Raw genomic sequence first — 19,614 nt, 5'->3', positions numbered from 1 at the left:
TTAAGAACGACTGATGCAGTATTCAGGTATTAAAAACAAAACGGCAATCGTGACCGGTGCGGGTGAGGGCATCGGTTATGCCATCTGCGAATTGCTGACCATGGCCGGCGCAAATGTCGTACTCAACGATATCGACAAAACGCAGGCAGAAAAAGCCGCAAAAGTTTTGGATGCAAAAAATACGGGACGCTGTTTGGCTTTCTCGGGTGATGCCGGAGATGTGCCGACCATAAAAAACATGGTTGAATTCGCCCGTTCCACCTTTGGGAGCGTTGATTTCGTCGTACCCAACGCTGGCATGTCCCTTTTCGGAGAATTTTTAGACTTTACTCCTGAAGCTTTTCAAAAAGTAATGCGCCTTAATTTGCAAGGTGCCTTTTTTCTGGCGCAAAGTGCCGCCAAACAAATGATACAACAAGGCCAAGGGGGGCGAATGGTTCTGATATCCTCGCAAGTAGGTATTCGTGCCTACCACCGGCTGTCCGCCTATGGCATGACCAAAGCTGCCTTGCTGATGCTCGCCCAAAATCTGGCCTATGAGCTGGGGCAATACAGCATTACCGTAAACGCTATCGCACCGGGAGCGACCCTGACCGAACGTACAAAACAAGAGCAACCCGATTACGAAGGGGTCTGGGGCAAACTCAACCCCAACGGTAGGGTCGGCAAACCAGAAGATATTGCCAATACCTGCCTCTTTTTACTTTCCGATGAAGCTTCCCACATCAACGGACAGACCATCCCCGTTGATGGTGGATGGACTACGGCGGGGAAATATCCGGAAGATTTGCCGTAGTCTTGTTTGTATGATCTGTCCATCCAAAAATCTTTATTCTTGATTTTTAATCTCTAGATTATTGCAGGATTTTTATCTTAATATCCCTAAAATCTATAGGCTGCCCTTCGCTTTGCAGCGCAATAAACCCCTCCTTCAATAACTGCCCATCTTTCTTTATTTTCGGGTCAAAGCCCTCTACCACTTCGCCGCCTATTTGGGGCTTGGTATATTCGAGTACTTTTTTGCCATTGATGATATGGGTTACCAAAGAATCCCCTCGAACAATCAATTCGGCCTTGACCCATTGGTCGCCGAATAGCGTCTCGGAAGTAGAGTTGAGGCAATGGCCGGGATATATTTCCCCCTCGTAGACTATCTCGGTGCCCGGAGAGCACATATTACCGGTTGGCCTTTCTTCACCCTCGGTGATGCCCGCTAAAAACTGCATTTCTACGGAAATCGGCCAGTTCTGCTCCTTTGGCATGGTGCGGGGGTCTTGGGAGTGGAACATTACGCCACTATTTTTTAAGGTATAGGAGGGCGCTCCGGGATGCAGTTCGCCCACAAAACGATATTCCATCGAAAGATGGTAATTGGAATAGGGAGTGTCAAAATACAAGTGCCCGTACCGTTCGTTAAAATCACCTTCGTACTTGTCGTAGCGCACTTTAATCATATTGTCCTCCACTCGGAATGTATCACCATAATTGTCCCCCGTTTCATAATGGTGGATTTTTGTGGTCCATCCATCCAGGTTTTTGCCGTTGAATAGGGGGACCCAACCGTCATCGGTCGCAGACCTGTTTTGGCCGCCACATTGCTGGAATACTAAGAGCAAGAGTACGATGCCCAATGGTTTTACCGATAAAAATACAGTAGTGTTCATGTTCTCCCTTTTTAATCTTTTGTCCTTTAGATTAATCTTAAACCTTAAAATACACCTTATGTCTATCTAAAAAGTAGGTGATATACCAAAAGATAAACAGCACCAGCAAGGCGTTCACCACCGCAATTACCTGTTCCGATAGCCCAAGCGGCCCGAGCAGGCCATCCGTCCAAATCATCCCGAAGCCGCGGAACCATTGCGCGCCTACCGTTTCCGCAAAAAGATAGATGAAAATGGAATTCGTGCCTACCACGGAGAAAATCCGTAGCCAGCTGGGGTTGTTGCCTTTAATATCTATCGCCCAATAAAAAAGGGTCAGGGTCAGAATCGCGAATCCGCCTGAGGCTAAAGTAAACGATGAGGTCGCTATTCGTTTGATGATGGGCGTAATGTGTAACCAGTCCATTGCAAATCCCAAAATCAAGATAGCCCCGCCCCAGATAAGAAACGGCTTCAACTTTTCCTTTACAGGTACATTGGATAACAATATTCTGCCACAGACCACACCCCAAATGGTGTGTGCCGCTGTGGGGATAAAGTTGACAAACACCCAATAACCGTCATTCACCTTGCCCATGATCAGCATATCAATGTAGGCGCCGAAACTTTCATGGCCTTGGGCATAGGGCGCTTCGGGGTTGTAGGCACGGTACAGAATTTCTGTCAGTAGCAGCAACCCAATCGATATAGCGATTTGTATTTTATTGGGGAGTTGCATGATAGCATAGGCAATCAAGATGGTAAAGGCCAATTGCACCAGCACGTTCCAAAGCTCCCAGACCAAAGCATGGCTATATACGCAGTGCAACAAAACTCCGAAAGCGAACAACAAAAAACACCTTCTCAAAATGTGTTTGTTAACCTCTCCGTGGCTTCCGACGGCCAATCGCTTTCGCAGCGAAAACGGCATGGCGACCCCGACGATAAACATAAAGAAGGGCTGTATCAGGTCCCAAAATCGAAGTCCGTTCCAGGGGTGGTGTTCCAATTGAAGGGCAAGACCGGAAAAAGCGGTGCCTTCGGTAAGTTCTCCAAAATTATGGTGAAAACCAGCGGCTTCTGCAATCAAAAGAAACATGGTCAATCCACGGAATACATCTAAAGAAAATAGGCGTTTTGAGACATTCGAGGCCAGTTGTGACATAGAGAAGATGTTGGTGGTTACCCGTTATTAGGTTGTAAGTTTTAAGTTTAAATCGAAAACAAGATAAACCAAAGACTTTATAGCATCTAATGTAAAGAAAATTTCCTTAGGTCGAGAGTGGCGATGCATAATCCATTTTTTTGTATATCTTCAAACACCCGATACAACCCATTCAATAGTAACTATTCAGTAAGAAAATAAGTCTCTAAAATTATGACTGATAAAGGCAAAATTTTATGTGTTCTGTTTTTGGTTATAGCAACTCTGGCTTCCGCCCAAAAACAGGATAATTCTCTCTGGCATACCGTGTCGGATTCGGTACAGCGGTTAGAAGGCCAGGGCTGGGAGAATATCGGGTTTAATCGGCTGCCGGACAAGGCCGAAAATTCAGTGCGCGATGCCGTCTGGAATCTTTCGAGCAATTCTGCCGGATTGGGCGTTCGGTTTGAGACGGATGCTGATACTATTATCGTCCAGTATGAGGTAGGGGGAGGTTTGGCCATGGAGCATATGCCGGCCACTGGGGTCAGCGGTGTCGATCTGTACGTCAAAAACGGTAAGGATTGGCTTTGGGCGAGGGGTGAACGAGTATTCAACGATACGATTAGGTATACATTTGAACTCAACGCGCTGTCCAAAGGGATTCACGAACATCAGCTCCTTTTTCCGCTTTACAACAATATTAAAACTCTTCAGGTCGGTGTAAAGGGGGGAAGTTCGTTTCGGTTTCTCCCGCCAAGGCCCGAAAAACCCGTAGTCGTCTATGGTACCTCGATTGCCCAGGGTGCCTGTGCCTCGCGTCCCGGGATGGCGTGGACGAATATTCTTTCCCGAAAACTGGACTATCCGGTCGTAAACTTAGGGTTTTCCGGCAACGGAAGATTGGAACCGGAAGTCATCGACCTCATCAACGAAATCGACGCTTCGGTCTTTGTACTCGATTGCCTACCCAATCTTTCCCCGAACGAGAAACGGACCAAGGAAGAAATTCAAAAACGCATTCGGGAGAGCGTTTTATCCCTTCGGAAAAAACATCCCCAAACCCCGATTCTTTTGGTTCAGCATGCCGGATATTCCGATGGGCCTGTCGATACGAGCCGAAAGAAAGTCTATGAAACTTTGAACTCTTGGATGACCGAATCGTTTGACGCCTTAAAAAGAGATGGATTTGAAAAAATGTACCTGCTAACCAAGGCGGAAATAGGACTTTCGAACGACGCTTTTGTCGATGGCACGCATCCTACCGATCTCGGGATGGCGCAGTATGCCGCTGCTTATGAAAAAATTCTCGAGCCCTTGGTGCGGCAGTGAGATTAAAATCTAGCCTTTAAAGTATCGCTAAGGGCGAAGTACAATTCGCTTAACGCTCTTTTTGCGAAGATGTAAAGGTAAAGGGCGCGGCAAATACGGATATCTCCAACTAAAGAATTATGGGCCTCTAATGGTTGAGACACTAAAAATGAAATTAGTTTATGGATAATCACCTCAAAGATCACATCGAATATCTGCTTTGCGTCAACATTGAAGGTGTACGATCGGTTTCAGGCGGTGATACTTCTCAAGGATACCTGCTGGAAACCGAATCGGAGCTTTTCTTCTGTAAAGTGAACCATGCCGACCAAGCCGATACCCTATTTTTAGCGGAAAAAAAGGCTTTGGAGGCAATTGCCAGTACGAAAACGATTGCGGTTCCAAAAGTAGTGTTGTGCGAAGTTTTAGATAAAGGTGGATTTCTGGTCATGCAATACATAGCACCAAAAAGAGCATCACCACAAGAAATGGAACACTTCGGACATCAACTGGCACAGCTTCATCAAAATTCTGCAACCGACACTTTTGGATGGGAAGCTGACAATTATATCGGAAGCCTTCCACAGTCGAACAAAGTGAATTCCGATTGGGCTAAATTTTATGTGGCGGAGCGATTACTGCCCCAATTAAGGTTAGCTGCGGACGAAAAACGACTTCTTGACGACGAAATTCCCTCCGAGAAAACCCTTCTAAAAGCCTGCCAAACCCTTTTTCCCGTTGTGAAACCTTCCCTTTTGCATGGTGATCTGTGGAGCGGCAACTATATTATTTCCCAAGACGGCCAGCCCTACCTAATCGATCCGGCAACCTATTACGGACATCATGAAGTCGATATCGCCATGACCCGACTTTTTGGGGGTTTCGATACTTCGTTTTATGGTGCTTACAACGAGCATTTTCCACAAATCGGTGGTGAAGAAGAGCGGAAAGATATCTATCAGTTGTATTTTCTGCTCGTACACTTGAATTTATTCGGGAAATCGTATTATCGTCCGGTTAAAGATCTTTTGAACAGGTATTTTTGACTAGTTTTAGGACATCCATTCGTTTCGCTTATGTATATCAAAAAACCTATTTTCGTATTTGTATTGGCGGTCTTGGTAGTCGTCGGATGTACAACTTCCGAAAAAGACCCTCTTCCCAAAAGAGAATACACCACATGGTCATCCTATTTGGGGGATTCAGGCCGCAGCCACTACTCCACCTTATCGCAGATTACGCCCGAAAACGTGGCAGGCCTTAAAGTTGCCTGGTCGTACGAAGCTCCGGATTTCGGGCAGATGCAGATGAACCCAATAGTCGTCGACAGTATCTTATATGGGGTTACCGCAGCTCTTCGGGTAATTGCGCTGAACGCCGAAACAGGAGAAGAAATCTGGCAATTTGGTGATTCCGTTCAGGTTTGGCATTCGACCAGTCGCGGTGTTTCCTATTGGGAAAAGGGCGATGACAAACGTATTCTTTGTACTCGCGGTCCGAATTTGTTCGCATTGGATGCCCTGACCGGAAAACCGATATCCTCTTTTGGCAACAACGGAAAAATCGATATGCGGTCGGGCATGCCAGAAAGTGCCAAAGAGAAGTTCGTAATTTCCAATACGCCAGGCGCGATTTATAAAGATCTTATCGTAATGCCTTTACGACTTTCGGAAGGTGAGGGAGCGGCCCCCGGAAATATCATGGCCTTTAATGTAGAGACCGGTGCCGTAGCATGGGTGTTTCATACCATACCTCATCCCGGTGAGGCAGGCTATGATACTTGGGAAGATAAAGAGGCCTATACAAGTGATATCGTCGGTGCGGCCAACAATTGGGCAGGTATGGCCGTGGACGACGAAACGGGAATTATATATGTCCCGACTGGCTCCGCTGCACCGGATTTTTACGGGGGAATCAGAACCGGTAGTAACCTATATTCCAATTGCCTGATTGCTTTGGATGCCAATACAGGAAAACGCCTGTGGCATTTTCAGTTCACCCATCATGATATTTGGGATCGTGACCCGCCCGCACCACCCAATCTTTTGATGGTCGAAAGAGCGGGGGAAAAGATTCCCGCTGTGGCCCAAGTAACCAAACAAGGGTATGTCTATGTATTTAATCGAAAGAGTGGCGAACCGCTTTTTGATATTGACGAAGTATCCGTTCCCGCATCGACTTTGGAAGGAGAAAAAGCATGGCCTACACAGCCGATTCCCGTAAAACCAAAACCTTTTGCCCGCCAATCTACCGAATTGACCAAGAACCATGTAAGTCCGTTTTCGAAAAATCCAGATTCGTTGCGGCAAATTTTAAAAACTGTAGAAAAGCGGCAGTATGCCCCTCCGGGCCTAGAGCCTATAATCCTATTTCCCGGATACGATGGGGCCGCGGAATGGGGAGGCACCTCAGCTGATCCCGAAGACGGTATTATTTATGTCAATGCCAACGAAATGCCCTGGATCCTGCAGATGGATGTAAACGATACCGAGCTTAGCGACCTGCCCTTGGGCGAGGCTACGTATCAAAAATACTGTGTAACCTGCCATCAACCGGACCGCAGAGGATTAGCGGCAAGCGGGTTTCCCGCACTGATCGATATAGAGCTTAGAAAAGGAACGGACGAGATACTGGATATCATTACGCACGGAAAGGGTATGATGACCGGTTTTCCGCAATTAAAAATTGAGGAAAAGAGTGCCCTACTTCGTTTTCTGTTCAATCAGGAAGTCAAGCACAACGTTGCCGAGAATTCAACGAAAAAGGAAGCTTTCCAATTGCCCTATAAACATTTGGGTTATAATAAATTCTTAGATAGCAAAGGCCTTCCAGCAATTGACCCTCCTTGGGGTACGCTCCACGCAATCAATTTAAATTCTGGAGAGTATATTTGGTCGGTCCCCTTTGGGAATACCCCCGAATTAGGACAAAAAGGCATCGGGACGGGAACGGAGAATTACGGTGGGGCCGTAGTCACTGAAAACGGACTCCTATTTATCGCCGCGACCCGGGATGGTTATTTCCGGGTTTTCGATAAACATACCGGAGAACTGCTCTGGGAATACAAATTGCCAGCAGCCGCGTTCGCCACTCCCGCTATGTACGAAGTGAACGGAAAGCAATATATTGCCATTGCCTGTGGCGGGGAGAAGTTGGGAACGGAGAAGGGAAACAAGATTTTGGCGTTTGCCTTGGAGTGAAAAAGTTGCGCGGCAACAGCTAAAGATTGTAACTTGCTTGATTAACGTTGCATCACTTCACGAGCTTAACGCTAGGGGTAGCGGGATGACAATGGTAAAAGACAAGTTTCGTTTCTAGATTGAAACTGTCAGGCCGCACGGGCATATTAACGTCTATAACCTATAACAAAATAACATTTAACTTGTATCACCATGGAAAAACAAAAAATACTAGTAGTAGGCTGTGGCAACATGGGTGCTTCCCACGCGCGGGCCTATCATCAGATGGACGAATTCGAAATCGTAGGCCTCGTCAGTCGAACGCCCAAAAGCCGTGAGAAACTATCCGCAGCATTGGGCGGCTACCCGACTTTCGCCAGTTATGAAGATGCTTTGGCCGCAACAAAACCCCATGCGGTCTCCATCAATACCTACCCCGATACACATGCGGAATATATTCGTGCGGCACTGAACGCCAACGCCCATGTTTTTGTAGAAAAACCTTTGGCGTTGACCGTCGAAACAGCCCAAGACCTGGTCGATTTGGCACTTAAAAAAGATAAAAAAATGGTGGTTGGGTACATTCTTCGCGTGCATCCGGCCTGGGCAAAATTTGTCGAAGTGGCAAAAACCCTCGGCAAGCCTTTAGTGATGCGTATGAACCTTAACCAACAAGCCTCGGGAGATATGTGGTACACGCATAAACAGTTGATGAACAGCATGTCGCCGATTGTGGATTGTGGTGTGCATTATGTGGATATCATGTGCCTGATGACCCAATCCGTTCCGGTGAGTGTCAGTGCCATTGGGGCAAGGCTATCGGATGAAATCGATGCAAAAATGTACAATTATGGGCAGTTACAGGTACGGTTTGAAGACGGTTCCGTGGGCTGGTACGAAGCGGGCTGGGGTCCGATGATGAGCGAGACCGCATTTTTTATTAAGGACGTTATTGGCCCAAAAGGAAGCGTTTCCATCTCCGACGATACCAAAGGGGATTCCGATAATGTGGAAGACCATACGAAAACGGGAGGCTTAAAACTGCATCATGCGGCACTGGACAGCGAAGGAAATTTTGCCAAGCCCGATGAAATTATCAACACCTCCGACGAACCCGACCATGATGCACTTTGTAAGTTGGAACAGGAATATTTTCTGAGGGCGATAACTGATAACGTTGATTTAAGCGACCACATGCGAGACGCGGTCAACAGCCTGCGCATCGTTTTGGCAGCGGATGAGTCGTTTCGGACGGGGAAAACGGTTAATCTTTGAACAACGGCGTATCCAACAAACTGATCAACCCCTCATCCTTTTCCTTTAAAATTCGTTTGGTCCGTAGATAGCGGTTGCGATTGAATTCATCGTATTTTTTGGCATTCTTGTCCATGCTGCTGATGCGCACCTTATCGGATGCGTGGATAAACTCATTGTTGCCTATCCAAATCCCTACGTGCACCACTTTTTCCGAAGTGGAATCGGTAGCTTTTTTTCCAAAGAAAAGCAAATCGCCTTTTTGTAGCTTTTCGAAATTGGCAACGGAATCGATGGCCTTTCCGGTATGTACTTGCTGCGAGGCATCCCTGGGGATGACCATGCCGTTCAGAAAGTATACGGTTTTGGTAAAGCCGCTGCAATCCATTCCCTTCGTCGAGGTGCCGCCCCATAAGTAGGGTACGCCCATCAAGGTCTTCGATGTGGCCACGAGACTATCAGTATTGGGCGTCAATTTTTCGAGCCATGCTTTGTAGGGTTCCGCCTCTTCCTTTGAGACATAGGCCTGCCTGCCATCGGGATAGCGCACAATAAAAAATTCATCCACATACTTTATAATTTCCAGAATATTCCCGGCCACTAGATCGGATACGGGTTGATCCCTAGCCGGGCCCTCGTATGAATGGCCATAGGTTTTCGTATATATTATCTTGTCTGTAGTTTTCCAATTCGCCATGGCACGGTCATCCATACGTTCGATGCCCCCGTCATCGACCCAGGCCAAGTATTTGTCGGGGGTCTGAATATAATACCAACCCTCCTGTTCTTTAAGAACTTTCACCGGGGTGCCCAAAGTCGCCTGGGTGGCCAGCTCCGCGGAATGTTTGGGTTGGCTCCTTAAGTTTGCGACCGAGATGTTAATCAGTGCCGCTGTTTTTCCGTTCAAGTTTTTTGAGGGTACTCTTTCGATTTCATCTTTAAAATTGATGTTTTCCGATTTTAGCTTGGCTTTCAGTGCCTCGACCGCTTCTGGCAAATTGGTTTCGCCCATCAGTACAAAGGTTTCGGCGGCATCGACCACGGAAACATCGAACAAGGCTGTGCGTTTATCGGGTGCATATTCAGATTGTACAATTTGAACCTGTGCCAACAGCTTTCGCCTGTCATCCATCTTTCCACAGGCTGTTAACAGTACGGCCAAAAGAATGGTGATAACGGCTTTCAAATAGGTCTTGTTCATAGTAGCGCTAAATTAAGCCAAAATTATCGCATAATCCAGTGTGTCTTTTGCCGCTTTGACACAACACCCGATTATTTCGCCAAGGTAAATTATGTAAATTTGAAACAATGGAAAAATTAAAGGTCATCGAACTTTTTGCAGGTGTCGGCGGTTTTCGACTGGGACTGGAAAGCAATGAAAATTTTGAGGTTGTTTGGAGCAATCAATGGGAACCTAGTTCAAAAAGACAACATGCCTCGGAGGTGTATGAGGCCCGTTTCGGAAGCGATAACCATAGCAATGCCGATATCGCCGATGTAGAGACAAGCGAAATTCCCGATGCCGATGTGCTGGTCGGTGGTTTTCCCTGTCAAGATTATTCCGTGGCCACTACGCTAAAGAATTCCAAAGGATTGATCGGTAAAAAGGGAGTGCTTTGGTGGAGCATCCATAGGATAGTATCCGAAAAGGAAAATCCACCGAAATATTTGATGCTGGAAAACGTTGACCGCTTGCTCAAATCTCCCTCGACACAGCGGGGAAGGGATTTTGCCATCATTCTAAAAAGTTTGGATGATCTGGGATATGCGGTGGAATGGCGCGTTATCAATGCGGCGGATTATGGGATGCCACAACGTAGGCGGCGGATTTTCATAGTGGCCTATCACAAATCAACACCTGTTTACAAACGCTTGAAAAGAGCTTCTAAATCGGACTGGATGCAACTTTCCGGAACAATGGCAGAGGCGTTTCCAGTGCAAAATCCTTCCAAAAAAAAGGATTTGTTTACTTTCCAAGAAATCGAAAGACCGTCATTCGCCCTGACCGCATCCCTTGTAGAAATTTCCGAAAAATTTAATATAGGAGAAAAATTATCCCCCTTTGAAAATACCGGTTTCTTTATAAAAGGAAAGGTCTTTACCATAAAAACAACGCCCAACTATGACGGAACACGGACGGTTTTAGGTGACATCCTTCAACATGGGGAAGTGGATGACACTTTTTTTATCCCTTCGGAAGATTATCCAAAATGGGAATATCTGAAAGGGGCCAAAAAGGAAACACGAACCGCCAAAAATGGATTCGAATACCACTATACCGAAGGGGGAATGATTTTTCCGGATGCGCTACACAATGCTTCCCGTACTATAATTACCGGCGAAGGTGGTAGGACCCCATCACGCTTCAAACATGTAGTACAAACTGGAAAAGGATTGCGACGATTGACCCCGGTCGAACTGGAACGTTTGAACATGTTCCCCGATACCCATACCGAACTTGAAGGCATCAGCGACACTAAACGCGCCTTTTTCATGGGAAACGCCTTGGTTGTAGGCGTAGTAGAAAAATTGGGTGTTGCATTAATCCATAAAATCCGTTTCTAAACACGTATGCGCATTTCTTTTTACAGACCAATCGGTCTGCTATCCTCATATACCTCGCTCCTATTTGTCATTAGCAACCGTTCGTCCGAACATACTTGAATTTAATAGGTATTATAGATAAAATTAGGAGGTGCTATACCTCCAATTACCTACTACAGCGTCTAATCCCCACGTATTCTATTAATAAAAAAGTTTTTGTAGGAGTAAATTTTGCTCATATACAATCTGTGAATAACCCCCCATCTTGAAAGTTGATATGTGAAACGAAATTCCTAAATTCAAGTTAATATGACCGTATAGTTTGTAATTATTATTTTTTGCTGTATCTTGTGAGCTATGGTAAATGTAGAAAAGTCAGAAAATCAGGCATTTTTAGAAAAGTCTATTCACCACCTGGAAGCCACTGGCTTTGAAGATATAAAAGCGGATATGGAAGGGTATGAAACCCCTAAATCGTATATCCGTAAAGGGCACGATGCAAAGATTACACCTGATATCGTAGCACTTAAAAATGGTAGAAAATATTATTTTGAAATAAGCTTGAAATCCAGTAAGCCCAGGTTGCTAAAGACCAAGTGGCTGTTTTTGGATACTTTGAGCCGAATGAATTCCAATCGGTTTCGAATTATCACTACAAGAGGACACTATAAATTTACGGATACCATGTTAGAGGATATTAACCTCAGCAACAAGGAGCCTATCAAGATATAGGAACTTTTAAGAGAAAAATCGCTTTCCTACTATTTTCGAACCATCCCTATGTGCGGGATACCATCTTCCAAATAGCCATCACCGACTTGGTTAAAGCCTAAATCGTGATAGAAGCGCTCCAGATACATCTGCGCCGACACACGAATGACATTTTCGTTAAAGTGGTCATGAACCGCGTGTATTGCATTTTTCATGATAATTTTGCCATATCCGAATTTACGCTGATTTTTCTTTACTACTACTCTACCGATACTCGCTTCATCCGTATAATCACCAGACTTGAAAATACGGGCATAGGCGACAATCTCACCTTCTTTCGTTCCAATAACGTGTAATGCCTTTTGATCCTTGCCATCGAGATCTTCATATACACAATCCTGTTCTACAACGAATACCTCGCTTCTTAAACGCAACAGTTCGTAAAGCTCTTTGTTGGTCAATTTTTTAAACGTCTTGACTTCAATCTCTATCATAAAATAGGTTTCTAGGCCCAAGGTCCGCACGCTTGCTAACCATGGTAAAGATGCATCTCTAATGGTGGGGACGTGATACATCTATTGTTGTAGTCGGTACACAATGCCTTTCATTACAGTGGGTATGAAAGACATTGTGTGGCGACCTTAATCCTGAACGATTACTAGCTTACTATCCGGTTTATTGAATTCAGGTTGAATATTAACGTGATTGATTCCGAATTCATGGTATACCACCTTCTCTATTTTGCCCAAGATGTTATCAAACTCCGATAATCGGATATCCTCATTAAAATCGACGTGCGCCTCAAGGTGTACTTCATCTTCGTTTAATTGCCATATATGTATATGGTGCACGTTCTTGATGGACGATAATTTCTGGATAGCCTCGACAATTTGTTCAACGTGTATCGTATTGGGCGTAAAAAGCATTAAGACTCGGGTCGAATCTTTTAAAAGGTCGTAACCCATGTAAATCAAATAAAGTGCAATGGCCAAAGTAAGTGCCGCATCTATCCAGTATACCTGATAGAATTTCATCAATAGGCCGCCTATCAAGACGGCGACAGAAGCCAACATATCTGTCAGTAAATGCAAATAGGCAGATTTCATGTTCATATTGCTGCCGGCATCCTTCTTTAAAAGCAAAACACTGAATCCATTGGCCACAATACCCAATAGAGAGAGCCAAATAACCAAATCCGAAGCTACTTCCTGTGGATTAAGGAAGCGTTCGACTGCCTCTTTAATCAATATGACGGCTACAACAATCAAGGTAGCGGCATTGACGAAAGCTGCAATAATTTCGGCTCTCTTGTATCCAAATGTCTTCCGGTCAGATGCTTCTTTTTTCGTAAGAAGATTGGCTATATAGCTTACGATAAGTGACATTACATCACTGAAATTGTGAAGGGCGTCCGACAAAAGCGAAAGACTGCCCGAAATCAAGCCTCCTATTACCTGTGCAACCGTTATCAGAATATTTAGTAAGATGGAAACAATCAGGTTCCTTCCTTTTAGATCGGGATGGGAATGACTGTGAGAATGAGTATGGGAATGGGAATGGGAATGGGACATAAAAGGCTTACAATTTAAAAATACTCCATAGATATGCTAACAAAGAAAATACGAAGATAGCCACATCCTTATTAATATACGAATAGTAGCGCTTTACAACACTGTATCGCACGTTCACAAGAAATATTTCTATTTTCCCATATACGGATGTTCATTTGTAGGGTATAACTTAGTCTATAGGTGTTGATAACCTATCAAAAGAAATGGGATACTAAATTAGGATTTCCCATTCCGATTCCCGCTTACAAAATTGAATCCGAAACGCAGAAAATAGTTGTTCGAACTTGATAGCGGTCTGTCAAACAAATATCCTCACTAATCAACATTCAATTTCAATTCACTTATCAAAAATTGGATGTTAACATCGGTTATCAACCAATTTTCATAACCGGTATAATCTTTTGATTCAGAAGCATCGACAACCGGTATACGTTGTCAACAAGTTTACGTTTCTGTTCAAAGCAAGTTTTACTTTCAATTTTTATACCGCTATCAACACCCTATCATAACCACCATTTTTTATTTAAAATTTTAAAAAAGAAAATAGAATATGTAATAAATGTTGATAACCCTAAAGAAAATCTGCAGTAAAGGAGCGCAGGTTCGAAAGGTCTATACCGTTCAAACCAACAACTTAACGGCCGAAACTACGGATACTACGTGTATAATTCGTAATTTTCCGCCCAAATACATAATTATTATTAATGACGAAGAAGAAAAAGAAAGCCAGAAACCATAGAAAGAACGAGATTACGAAAGGCATCTTCACTACGCTTGAAAAAGAACCCCAGAAAACATTCGATTATAAACAGATAGCTGCCAAGCTTGACCTGACCGATACGCAAGACCGCAATCAATTGATCAAACGCCTGGGGCAGTTGAAAGCCGAAAATAGGATTGAAGAAGAAGACCAAGGCAAATATAAAGTTGTTGGCAGCGCTACATCTAAAAATAAACTTGGCGGAAGTACTCATACGGGAAAAGTCGACCTTACCGGTAGAGGCGATGCATATATAGTTATCGAAGGTATGGACGATGATGTGTTCATCCCGAAGAACCGCGTCAACAAGGCCTTTCACGGCGATATGGTCGAGGTGAACATATTTAAACCTAGAAAGGGTAAAAAGCTCGAGGGAGAGGTCACAAAAATTCTAGAACGGAAAAAGACAGAGTTTGTCGGAATCCTCGACCTACAGAAGACTTTTGCCTTCGTTCGTCCTACGGATTTTAGAATGTATACCGATTTTTTTGTACCAAAGGGAAGTACGATGGATGCCAACAATGGCGATAAAGTGGTCGTAACCCTTGAAAGCTGGGCCGATAATGGCGATTCACCTATTGGGAAAGTAACCGAAGTACTCGGTAAGCCTGGGGAACACAACACTGAAATTCATGCCATTCTAGCGGAATATGGACTGCCCTATGATTTCCCGACCGAAGTCGAGCGTTTCGCGGATACCATAGATACTTCCATCAAAGCCGAAGAAATTGCCAAGCGTAGAGACATGCGCGACACCTTAACTTTTACCATCGACCCTAAGGATGCCAAGGATTTTGACGACGCATTGTCCTTTGAGGTCTTAGAAAATGGAAATTATGAGATAGGTATCCATATAGCCGATGTCTCCCATTATGTTTTACCCGATACTATTTTAGAGGATGAGGCGTACGAGCGCGCTACCTCGGTGTATTTGGTCGATCGCGTGGTACCTATGCTTCCAGAGGTATTGTCAAACAACGCCTGTTCCTTACGTCCAAATGAAGAAAAATATACCTTTTCCGCCATTTTTGAGATGGATAAGGACAACGCCGGAATCAAGAACCAATGGTTTGGCAGAACCGTTATCAATTCCGATGAACGTTTTGCCTATGAAGAGGCACAGCATATTATAGAGACCGAAAAAGGAGATATTCCCGAAGACATTTCTATTCGTGATGCGGCCTATGCGGTTGCCGATGTCGTCGTAAAGGCTACGCTGGAAATGGACCGCTTGGCCAAGATTATGCGCAGCAGACGTATGCAAGACGGTGCCTTATCGTTCGATAAGTTAGAAGTCAAGTTTATATTGAACGCCGATAGCGAACCCCAAGGCGTTTATTTTAAGGAATCGAAGGATGCCAATAAATTGATAGAGGAGTTTATGCTCTTGGCCAACCGAAAAGTGGCGGAGTTTATTGGAAAGCAAAAGCCAAAGAAAACGTTTATCTATCGAATTCATGACGATCCCGATCCTGATAAACTGATGGCTTTGAACGGTATCATATCCCGTTTTGGGCATAAGTTGGATTTTAAGGACAAAAAATCCATCAGCAGTTCACTAAATCAGCTTCTAAGCGACGTAAAGGGTAAAAAGGAGCAAAATCTGGTCGATACCCTGACCATCCGCAGTATGAGCAAGGCTATCTATACCACCGATAATATCGGGCATTATGGACTATCCTTCGATTACTATACGCATTTTACCTCTCCCATTCGCCGGTACCCCGATGTGATGGTCCACCGTTTGCTTCAGCATTATTTAGATGGTGGAAAATCGGCCAATGCAGAGGTCTATGAAAAAAAGTGCAAGCATTCCTCCGATATGGAATATCTGGCCTCAAGTGCCGAACGTGATTCCATCAAATATATGCAGATCAAGTTCATGCAAGATCATCAAGATCAAGAATTTGTTGGCGTAATCAGTGGTGTTACCGACTGGGGCATCTACGTTGAAATTATAGAGAACAAATGCGAGGGTATGGTACGCATCAGTGATATTAAGGGTGATTATTATATCTTTGATGAAAAAGAGTACGCTATTGTAGGAGAACGTACGAAGACATCCTATCAGTTGGGTGATGAGGTCGTGGTGATGGTAAAAGATACCGACCTGTTAAAACGACATCTCGATTTTTCCTTAATTGGTAAACATGAAGCTTAGGATAGAGTAAAACAAAATCCATGATGGCGTTCCGGGTATTTCAACGTAAAGGGAGTGCCTATATCGAAACAAGACAATTTTTCGGAACGGATTTTGTTTATATATAGACCGACAACTTTTTCTGTAGAGAACAGATACAATGAATTGTCTCTCTTCAGGAATGGTTCTATACAACCGACCTAAATTTGACATCATGAAACAGTTCATGTTTTTTATGATAGTACTGCTGGGGCAAGGTGTTATTTCAGCTCAAGACGTTACCCAAGAGCTCAGCCCGTTTACGGAGGTCAAAGCTTTTGATGGCCTATCCATAAATCTGATAAAGTCAGACGTCAACAAAGCTGTCGTTACGGGCGAGAATATCGAAAAAGTGGCTATCGTCAACAACGACGGTATACTCAAAATCCGGATGCAGCTTGATAAAATTTTTAGCGGTTACCGTACGTTCGTCGATGTGTATTACACCGAAAAATTGGTCGTAATCGATGTTAACGAAGATGCTCGCATCAGCTCTAAACAAACCATTTCACAAGACGTATTGGAATTGAAGGCACAGGAAGGCGGCGAGATTGTTCTCACCGCGGAAGTAGAGCAATTGTTGATAAAAACGGTGACCGGAGGTATAATTATTACTACAGGAACCTCTGATTTACAAGATGTAGCCATAAACACGGGGGGTGTTTATGAAGGTAAGGCGCTGAAAACCAAATTTTCTACAATCAACGTAAACGCGGGCTCACGCGCAGAAATTTATGCTTCCGATTATGTAAAGGCTACCGTCAAGGCGGGTGGCGAAGTTCTGGTATACGGGAACCCTGTAAAAATGGATGAAAAAACAGTGTTTGGCGGTACGATAACACGGATGTGATTTGTTTAAATTAAGTTACATCAGGTGTTGATAAAAGTTAATCATACCACTCAAAATGTTAATAGTTAATCGTTATTAGTTAATAGGGATTGTTGTTTCGGTTTTAACTGTTAACTTTTAACCCTATCCTGCCGTTAAGCAGGCATAACATAACACTAATAACTGATATGTGGCAAGACGTACAGGCAGCGATACCTTTGGGCTTTTTATTAAGCTTTATGATTGGGCCTGTTTTTTTTGTGCTATTGGAGACCAGTGCGACAAGAGGCTTTAGGGCTGCCTTGGCTTTTGATGTGGGTGTAATTTTAGCCGATATACTTTTTCTGCTAATTGCCTATTTCAGCAGTTTTCAACTCTTGGAAAATCTCAGCAACCAACCGGGACTTTTCGTTTTTGGTGGCGTAATTCTCTTGGTTTACGGCATAACCATCTTCTTTAAAAAGCCTTCCAAAAAGGCGATATCCAAGTTTAAATCCACCAAAAGCAATTATTTGAACCTTACGGTCAAGGGTTTTCTGCTCAATTTCATCAATATTGGGGTTTTGGTGTTCTGGTTGGGCATTATCATCGTGGTCGGTCCCAGCCTTGACAATGATCCCGAACGTATACTGTTATTTTTTTCGTCCATGATAGGAGCCTATTTCGCAACGGATATCCTAAAAATTCTCTTGGCCAAACAGCTCAAACAAAAACTCACCTTTAGACGCATATTTTGGGTAAAAAAAATACTCGGTCTCATTTTGATCATATGTGGCATCGTATTGATAGTGAAGGGATTTTTGCCCAAAGACCAATTTGACATCGAAAAAGGTATTGAGAATATCGATTTGGGAATACACCCCTGAATCTATCATAAAATGGGCGCTCACTTGGTAAATCCCACTCATCCGCCCATTAGTACCAAACTAGCGGGAGCATTGCCGGGCAAAAAAAAATCCTGACTACCATAGTCAGGATTTTTAGAGGCATCGAGCGGATTCGAACCGCTGTACAAGCTTTTGCAGAGCTGCGCCTAGCCACTCGGCCACGATGCCAGATTTATTTTGCAAAGGTAATTCTTTCTCGTACATTGGAAAATCTAATACACCCTTTTTTCCTTTATGACAATGGTTACCTTTTCTACGTCACCACCAATAGGCGGATTTATTTTTGAGACCCAGATCTTGGCTTTATTCACAATATCGATTTCGTCAAAAATTCGGGTGATAATACGTTGACCTACTTTTTCCAAAAGTTTTGAAGGAATTTCCATCTCTTGCTTCACGATATGGTTGATGTGTACATAATCCACAGTATCGGATAAGGCATCCGAAAGCGAGGCTTTTGAAAGGTCGGCATCCACCGAAACATCCACGCGATATTCACTGCCGATAGCGGTTTCTTCCTTTAGGCATCCGTGATGGGCGTACACCCGAATATTGTCGATTCTTACTTTTCCCACTGTAAAGGTTTCCGCAAAGTTAAACGAATACACTAGAAAATAGCACGCGTCTGATGCTGATTTTTATCTCAATAGGTACACCGACAATTACTAAGCCCTTGAAATAAGTCTACGCCAATGGTCACAACATGGGTTCCGGTACTATACGTAATAATCTCATTGAGAATGATTTGGTAGGAATATCCAAAATAGAAATTGCTCTTTTTAAGTCCCGCAAAGGGAGCAATGTACAAAGGGTCCCCAATTTGATCGTTCAAGAAACGGTAGTTGACGCCGGTATAGTAATAATCCTCAAAATCGTAGAATCGGAATTTTAGGTTCAGATCCGTTTCCGAGCGACCGTCGCTTTCAAACATTTTGAACAATAGTGAAGGCTCGATCTCTACATCGGAATTCTTGTTCTTTCGATACCGATATCCCGTATAGGCATAGTAATTTCTTAGCTCATTGGGCTCGTCAGCGTTAAAAGTGAAATTACTGGGATCTTTGCCCAATAGGTTCGAGGCGTTCGCGCTGAAGTAGAATTTTCCGTAGCGGTACATGGCCCCCACATCAAAGTTGTGATTGGTGGTCTGCCGGTTGTTGATGACTCCCGGATCAAGGTTGGCATTGATAAACTGGTCGATATCGATTCTGAACTGGTTAAAGTTATAGGATATTCCGAACGACAAAAACTCATCATCGTAGCGGTCTAAGGTCAAATGGTGTGCAAAAGATATTCTGGCTCCCTGTTGTTTGGTATACCCGTTTTTATCGTTGTACAAAAAAAGACCGAGGCCCGATTTTTCGCCAAGGCGCATGTCGGCCGCCAAAGACTGGGTCTGGGGCGCATCTTTGATACCCACCCATTGGGTAAGTCCGTTCAGGCGTATTTTGACATGGTCGCCGATACCCGCATATACGGGGGACAGTACAAATGGGTTATCCGCCAGATATTGGGACAATTGGGGCGAGTTAAGCTCTTGGCCCCTAGCGGCAAAAAGGCCACATAAGCAAAGCAGGGTCAGTATGAATTTGCGCATGGTAA

The 19,614-nt window shown here is 44.1% G+C and carries 17 protein-coding genes and 1 tRNA gene; 10 read left to right on the top strand and 8 right to left on the bottom strand.

The window, feature by feature from the left end:
* The first annotated feature begins 13 nt into the window (after positions 1–13).
* The gene (locus BLT07_RS02720) at positions 14–796 is read left to right on the top strand and encodes an SDR family NAD(P)-dependent oxidoreductase (protein ID WP_091865426.1); all 783 of its coding nucleotides are present in this window, start codon (positions 14–16) and stop codon (positions 794–796) included.
* A 58-nt stretch (positions 797–854) separates the two neighbouring features.
* Here the strand turns inward: BLT07_RS02720 and BLT07_RS02715 are convergent, their stop codons facing one another.
* Positions 855–1,664, bottom strand: a complete 810-nt coding sequence (locus BLT07_RS02715) for a 3-keto-disaccharide hydrolase (RefSeq protein WP_091865424.1) — start codon at positions 1,662–1,664, stop codon at positions 855–857.
* Positions 1,665–1,701: 37 nt separating this feature from the next.
* The gene (locus BLT07_RS02710; protein WP_245726429.1) at positions 1,702–2,808 is read right to left on the bottom strand and encodes an acyltransferase family protein; all 1,107 of its coding nucleotides are present in this window, start codon (positions 2,806–2,808) and stop codon (positions 1,702–1,704) included.
* 213 nt (positions 2,809–3,021) lie between these two features.
* Here BLT07_RS02710 and BLT07_RS02705 point away from each other — a divergent pair, with 213 nt between their 5' ends.
* The 4 genes from BLT07_RS02705 (at position 3,022) to BLT07_RS02690 (ending at position 8,552) form a co-directional block, all read left to right on the top strand.
* The gene (locus BLT07_RS02705) at positions 3,022–4,119 is read left to right on the top strand and encodes an SGNH/GDSL hydrolase family protein (protein WP_091865422.1); all 1,098 of its coding nucleotides are present in this window, start codon (positions 3,022–3,024) and stop codon (positions 4,117–4,119) included.
* A gap of 161 nt (positions 4,120–4,280) precedes the next feature.
* Positions 4,281–5,144 (top strand): fructosamine kinase family protein, encoded by an 864-nt coding sequence (locus BLT07_RS02700; RefSeq protein ID WP_091865419.1) that lies wholly within the window; start codon positions 4,281–4,283, stop codon positions 5,142–5,144.
* A gap of 30 nt (positions 5,145–5,174) precedes the next feature.
* On the top strand, positions 5,175–7,298 hold the full coding sequence (locus BLT07_RS02695) for a pyrroloquinoline quinone-dependent dehydrogenase (protein WP_091865417.1): 2,124 nt from the start codon (positions 5,175–5,177) through the stop codon (positions 7,296–7,298).
* A 192-nt stretch (positions 7,299–7,490) separates the two neighbouring features.
* Positions 7,491–8,552: a Gfo/Idh/MocA family protein gene (locus tag BLT07_RS02690; protein ID WP_091865414.1), complete on the top strand. Its 1,062-nt coding sequence runs from the start codon at positions 7,491–7,493 to the stop codon at positions 8,550–8,552.
* Here the strand turns inward: BLT07_RS02690 and BLT07_RS02685 are convergent.
* Positions 8,542–9,732 (bottom strand): C40 family peptidase, encoded by a 1,191-nt coding sequence (locus tag BLT07_RS02685; RefSeq protein WP_091865411.1) that lies wholly within the window; start codon positions 9,730–9,732, stop codon positions 8,542–8,544. The two genes, BLT07_RS02690 and BLT07_RS02685, sit on opposite strands and share 11 nt — an antisense overlap.
* Positions 9,733–9,839: 107 nt before the next feature.
* On the opposite strand from BLT07_RS02685, the gene dcm reads away from it, so the two are divergent.
* Together dcm and BLT07_RS02675 are read left to right on the top strand one after the other, a co-directional pair.
* The gene (gene dcm / locus BLT07_RS02680; protein ID WP_091865408.1) at positions 9,840–11,096 is read left to right on the top strand and encodes a DNA (cytosine-5-)-methyltransferase; all 1,257 of its coding nucleotides are present in this window, start codon (positions 9,840–9,842) and stop codon (positions 11,094–11,096) included.
* A gap of 336 nt (positions 11,097–11,432) precedes the next feature.
* Complete coding sequence (locus BLT07_RS02675; RefSeq protein WP_091865407.1) at positions 11,433–11,807, top strand: hypothetical protein; 375 nt, start codon at positions 11,433–11,435, stop codon at positions 11,805–11,807.
* A 29-nt stretch (positions 11,808–11,836) separates the two neighbouring features.
* On the opposite strand, the gene BLT07_RS02670 is transcribed toward BLT07_RS02675, so the two are convergent.
* Both BLT07_RS02670 and BLT07_RS02665 read right to left on the bottom strand, forming a co-directional pair.
* Positions 11,837–12,280, bottom strand: coding sequence for a GNAT family N-acetyltransferase (locus BLT07_RS02670; protein WP_091865649.1), 444 nt, complete (start codon positions 12,278–12,280; stop codon positions 11,837–11,839).
* A 147-nt stretch (positions 12,281–12,427) separates the two neighbouring features.
* Positions 12,428–13,357, bottom strand: a complete 930-nt coding sequence (locus BLT07_RS02665; protein ID WP_091865406.1) for a cation diffusion facilitator family transporter — start codon at positions 13,355–13,357, stop codon at positions 12,428–12,430.
* A gap of 704 nt (positions 13,358–14,061) precedes the next feature.
* On the opposite strand from BLT07_RS02665, the gene rnr reads away from it, so the two are divergent.
* From rnr to BLT07_RS02645, 3 genes are all read left to right on the top strand, one after another.
* The gene (gene rnr / locus BLT07_RS02655; protein WP_091865402.1) at positions 14,062–16,278 is read left to right on the top strand and encodes a ribonuclease R; all 2,217 of its coding nucleotides are present in this window, start codon (positions 14,062–14,064) and stop codon (positions 16,276–16,278) included.
* Positions 16,279–16,471: 193 nt separating this feature from the next.
* Positions 16,472–17,146, top strand: coding sequence for a head GIN domain-containing protein (locus BLT07_RS02650; protein ID WP_091865400.1), 675 nt, complete (start codon positions 16,472–16,474; stop codon positions 17,144–17,146).
* Between the two features lie 167 nt (positions 17,147–17,313).
* Positions 17,314–17,991 carry a LysE family translocator gene (locus BLT07_RS02645; RefSeq protein WP_091865398.1) on the top strand — a complete coding sequence of 226 codons (678 nt, stop codon included), beginning with the start codon at positions 17,314–17,316 and terminating at the stop codon, positions 17,989–17,991.
* Between the two features lie 118 nt (positions 17,992–18,109).
* Here BLT07_RS02645 and BLT07_RS02640 read toward each other — a convergent pair.
* From BLT07_RS02640 to BLT07_RS02630, 3 genes are all read right to left on the bottom strand, one after another.
* Positions 18,110–18,180, bottom strand: a tRNA-Cys gene (locus tag BLT07_RS02640).
* Between the two features lie 44 nt (positions 18,181–18,224).
* The gene (gene folB / locus BLT07_RS02635; RefSeq protein ID WP_091865647.1) at positions 18,225–18,587 is read right to left on the bottom strand and encodes a dihydroneopterin aldolase; all 363 of its coding nucleotides are present in this window, start codon (positions 18,585–18,587) and stop codon (positions 18,225–18,227) included.
* 68 nt (positions 18,588–18,655) lie between these two features.
* Positions 18,656–19,609, bottom strand: a complete 954-nt coding sequence (locus BLT07_RS02630; protein WP_091865644.1) for a PorP/SprF family type IX secretion system membrane protein — start codon at positions 19,607–19,609, stop codon at positions 18,656–18,658.
* Positions 19,610–19,614 lie beyond the last annotated feature (5 nt).

Origin of the sequence: Pricia antarctica (assembly GCF_900101815.1) — a bacterium.
Lineage (GTDB): Bacteria > Bacteroidota > Bacteroidia > Flavobacteriales > Flavobacteriaceae > Pricia > Pricia antarctica.
This window is presented reverse-complemented; position numbering and strand designations above follow the sequence as displayed.

What these genes read in the sequence shown, in the direction of transcription:
- BLT07_RS02675 (WP_091865407.1), top strand. Translation starts at nt 11,433, where the DNA reads ATGGTAAATGTAGAAAAGTCAGAAAATCAGGCATTTTTAGAAAAGTCT.
- BLT07_RS02665 (WP_091865406.1), bottom strand. Translation starts at nt 13,357, where the DNA reads ATGTCCCATTCCCATTCCCATTCCCATACTCATTCTCACAGTCATTCC.
- BLT07_RS02645 (WP_091865398.1), top strand. Translation starts at nt 17,314, where the DNA reads ATGTGGCAAGACGTACAGGCAGCGATACCTTTGGGCTTTTTATTAAGC.
- BLT07_RS02670 (WP_091865649.1), bottom strand. Translation starts at nt 12,280, where the DNA reads ATGATAGAGATTGAAGTCAAGACGTTTAAAAAATTGACCAACAAAGAG.
- BLT07_RS02630 (WP_091865644.1), bottom strand. Translation starts at nt 19,609, where the DNA reads ATGCGCAAATTCATACTGACCCTGCTTTGCTTATGTGGCCTTTTTGCC.
- dcm (WP_091865408.1), top strand. Translation starts at nt 9,840, where the DNA reads ATGGAAAAATTAAAGGTCATCGAACTTTTTGCAGGTGTCGGCGGTTTT.
- BLT07_RS02705 (WP_091865422.1), top strand. Translation starts at nt 3,022, where the DNA reads ATGACTGATAAAGGCAAAATTTTATGTGTTCTGTTTTTGGTTATAGCA.
- BLT07_RS02715 (WP_091865424.1), bottom strand. Translation starts at nt 1,664, where the DNA reads ATGAACACTACTGTATTTTTATCGGTAAAACCATTGGGCATCGTACTC.
- BLT07_RS02690 (WP_091865414.1), top strand. Translation starts at nt 7,491, where the DNA reads ATGGAAAAACAAAAAATACTAGTAGTAGGCTGTGGCAACATGGGTGCT.
- BLT07_RS02695 (WP_091865417.1), top strand. Translation starts at nt 5,175, where the DNA reads ATGTATATCAAAAAACCTATTTTCGTATTTGTATTGGCGGTCTTGGTA.
- rnr (WP_091865402.1), top strand. Translation starts at nt 14,062, where the DNA reads ATGACGAAGAAGAAAAAGAAAGCCAGAAACCATAGAAAGAACGAGATT.
- BLT07_RS02650 (WP_091865400.1), top strand. Translation starts at nt 16,472, where the DNA reads ATGAAACAGTTCATGTTTTTTATGATAGTACTGCTGGGGCAAGGTGTT.
- BLT07_RS02700 (WP_091865419.1), top strand. Translation starts at nt 4,281, where the DNA reads ATGGATAATCACCTCAAAGATCACATCGAATATCTGCTTTGCGTCAAC.
- BLT07_RS02720 (WP_091865426.1), top strand. Translation starts at nt 14, where the DNA reads ATGCAGTATTCAGGTATTAAAAACAAAACGGCAATCGTGACCGGTGCG.
- BLT07_RS02710 (WP_245726429.1), bottom strand. Translation starts at nt 2,808, where the DNA reads ATGTCACAACTGGCCTCGAATGTCTCAAAACGCCTATTTTCTTTAGAT.
- BLT07_RS02685 (WP_091865411.1), bottom strand. Translation starts at nt 9,732, where the DNA reads ATGAACAAGACCTATTTGAAAGCCGTTATCACCATTCTTTTGGCCGTA.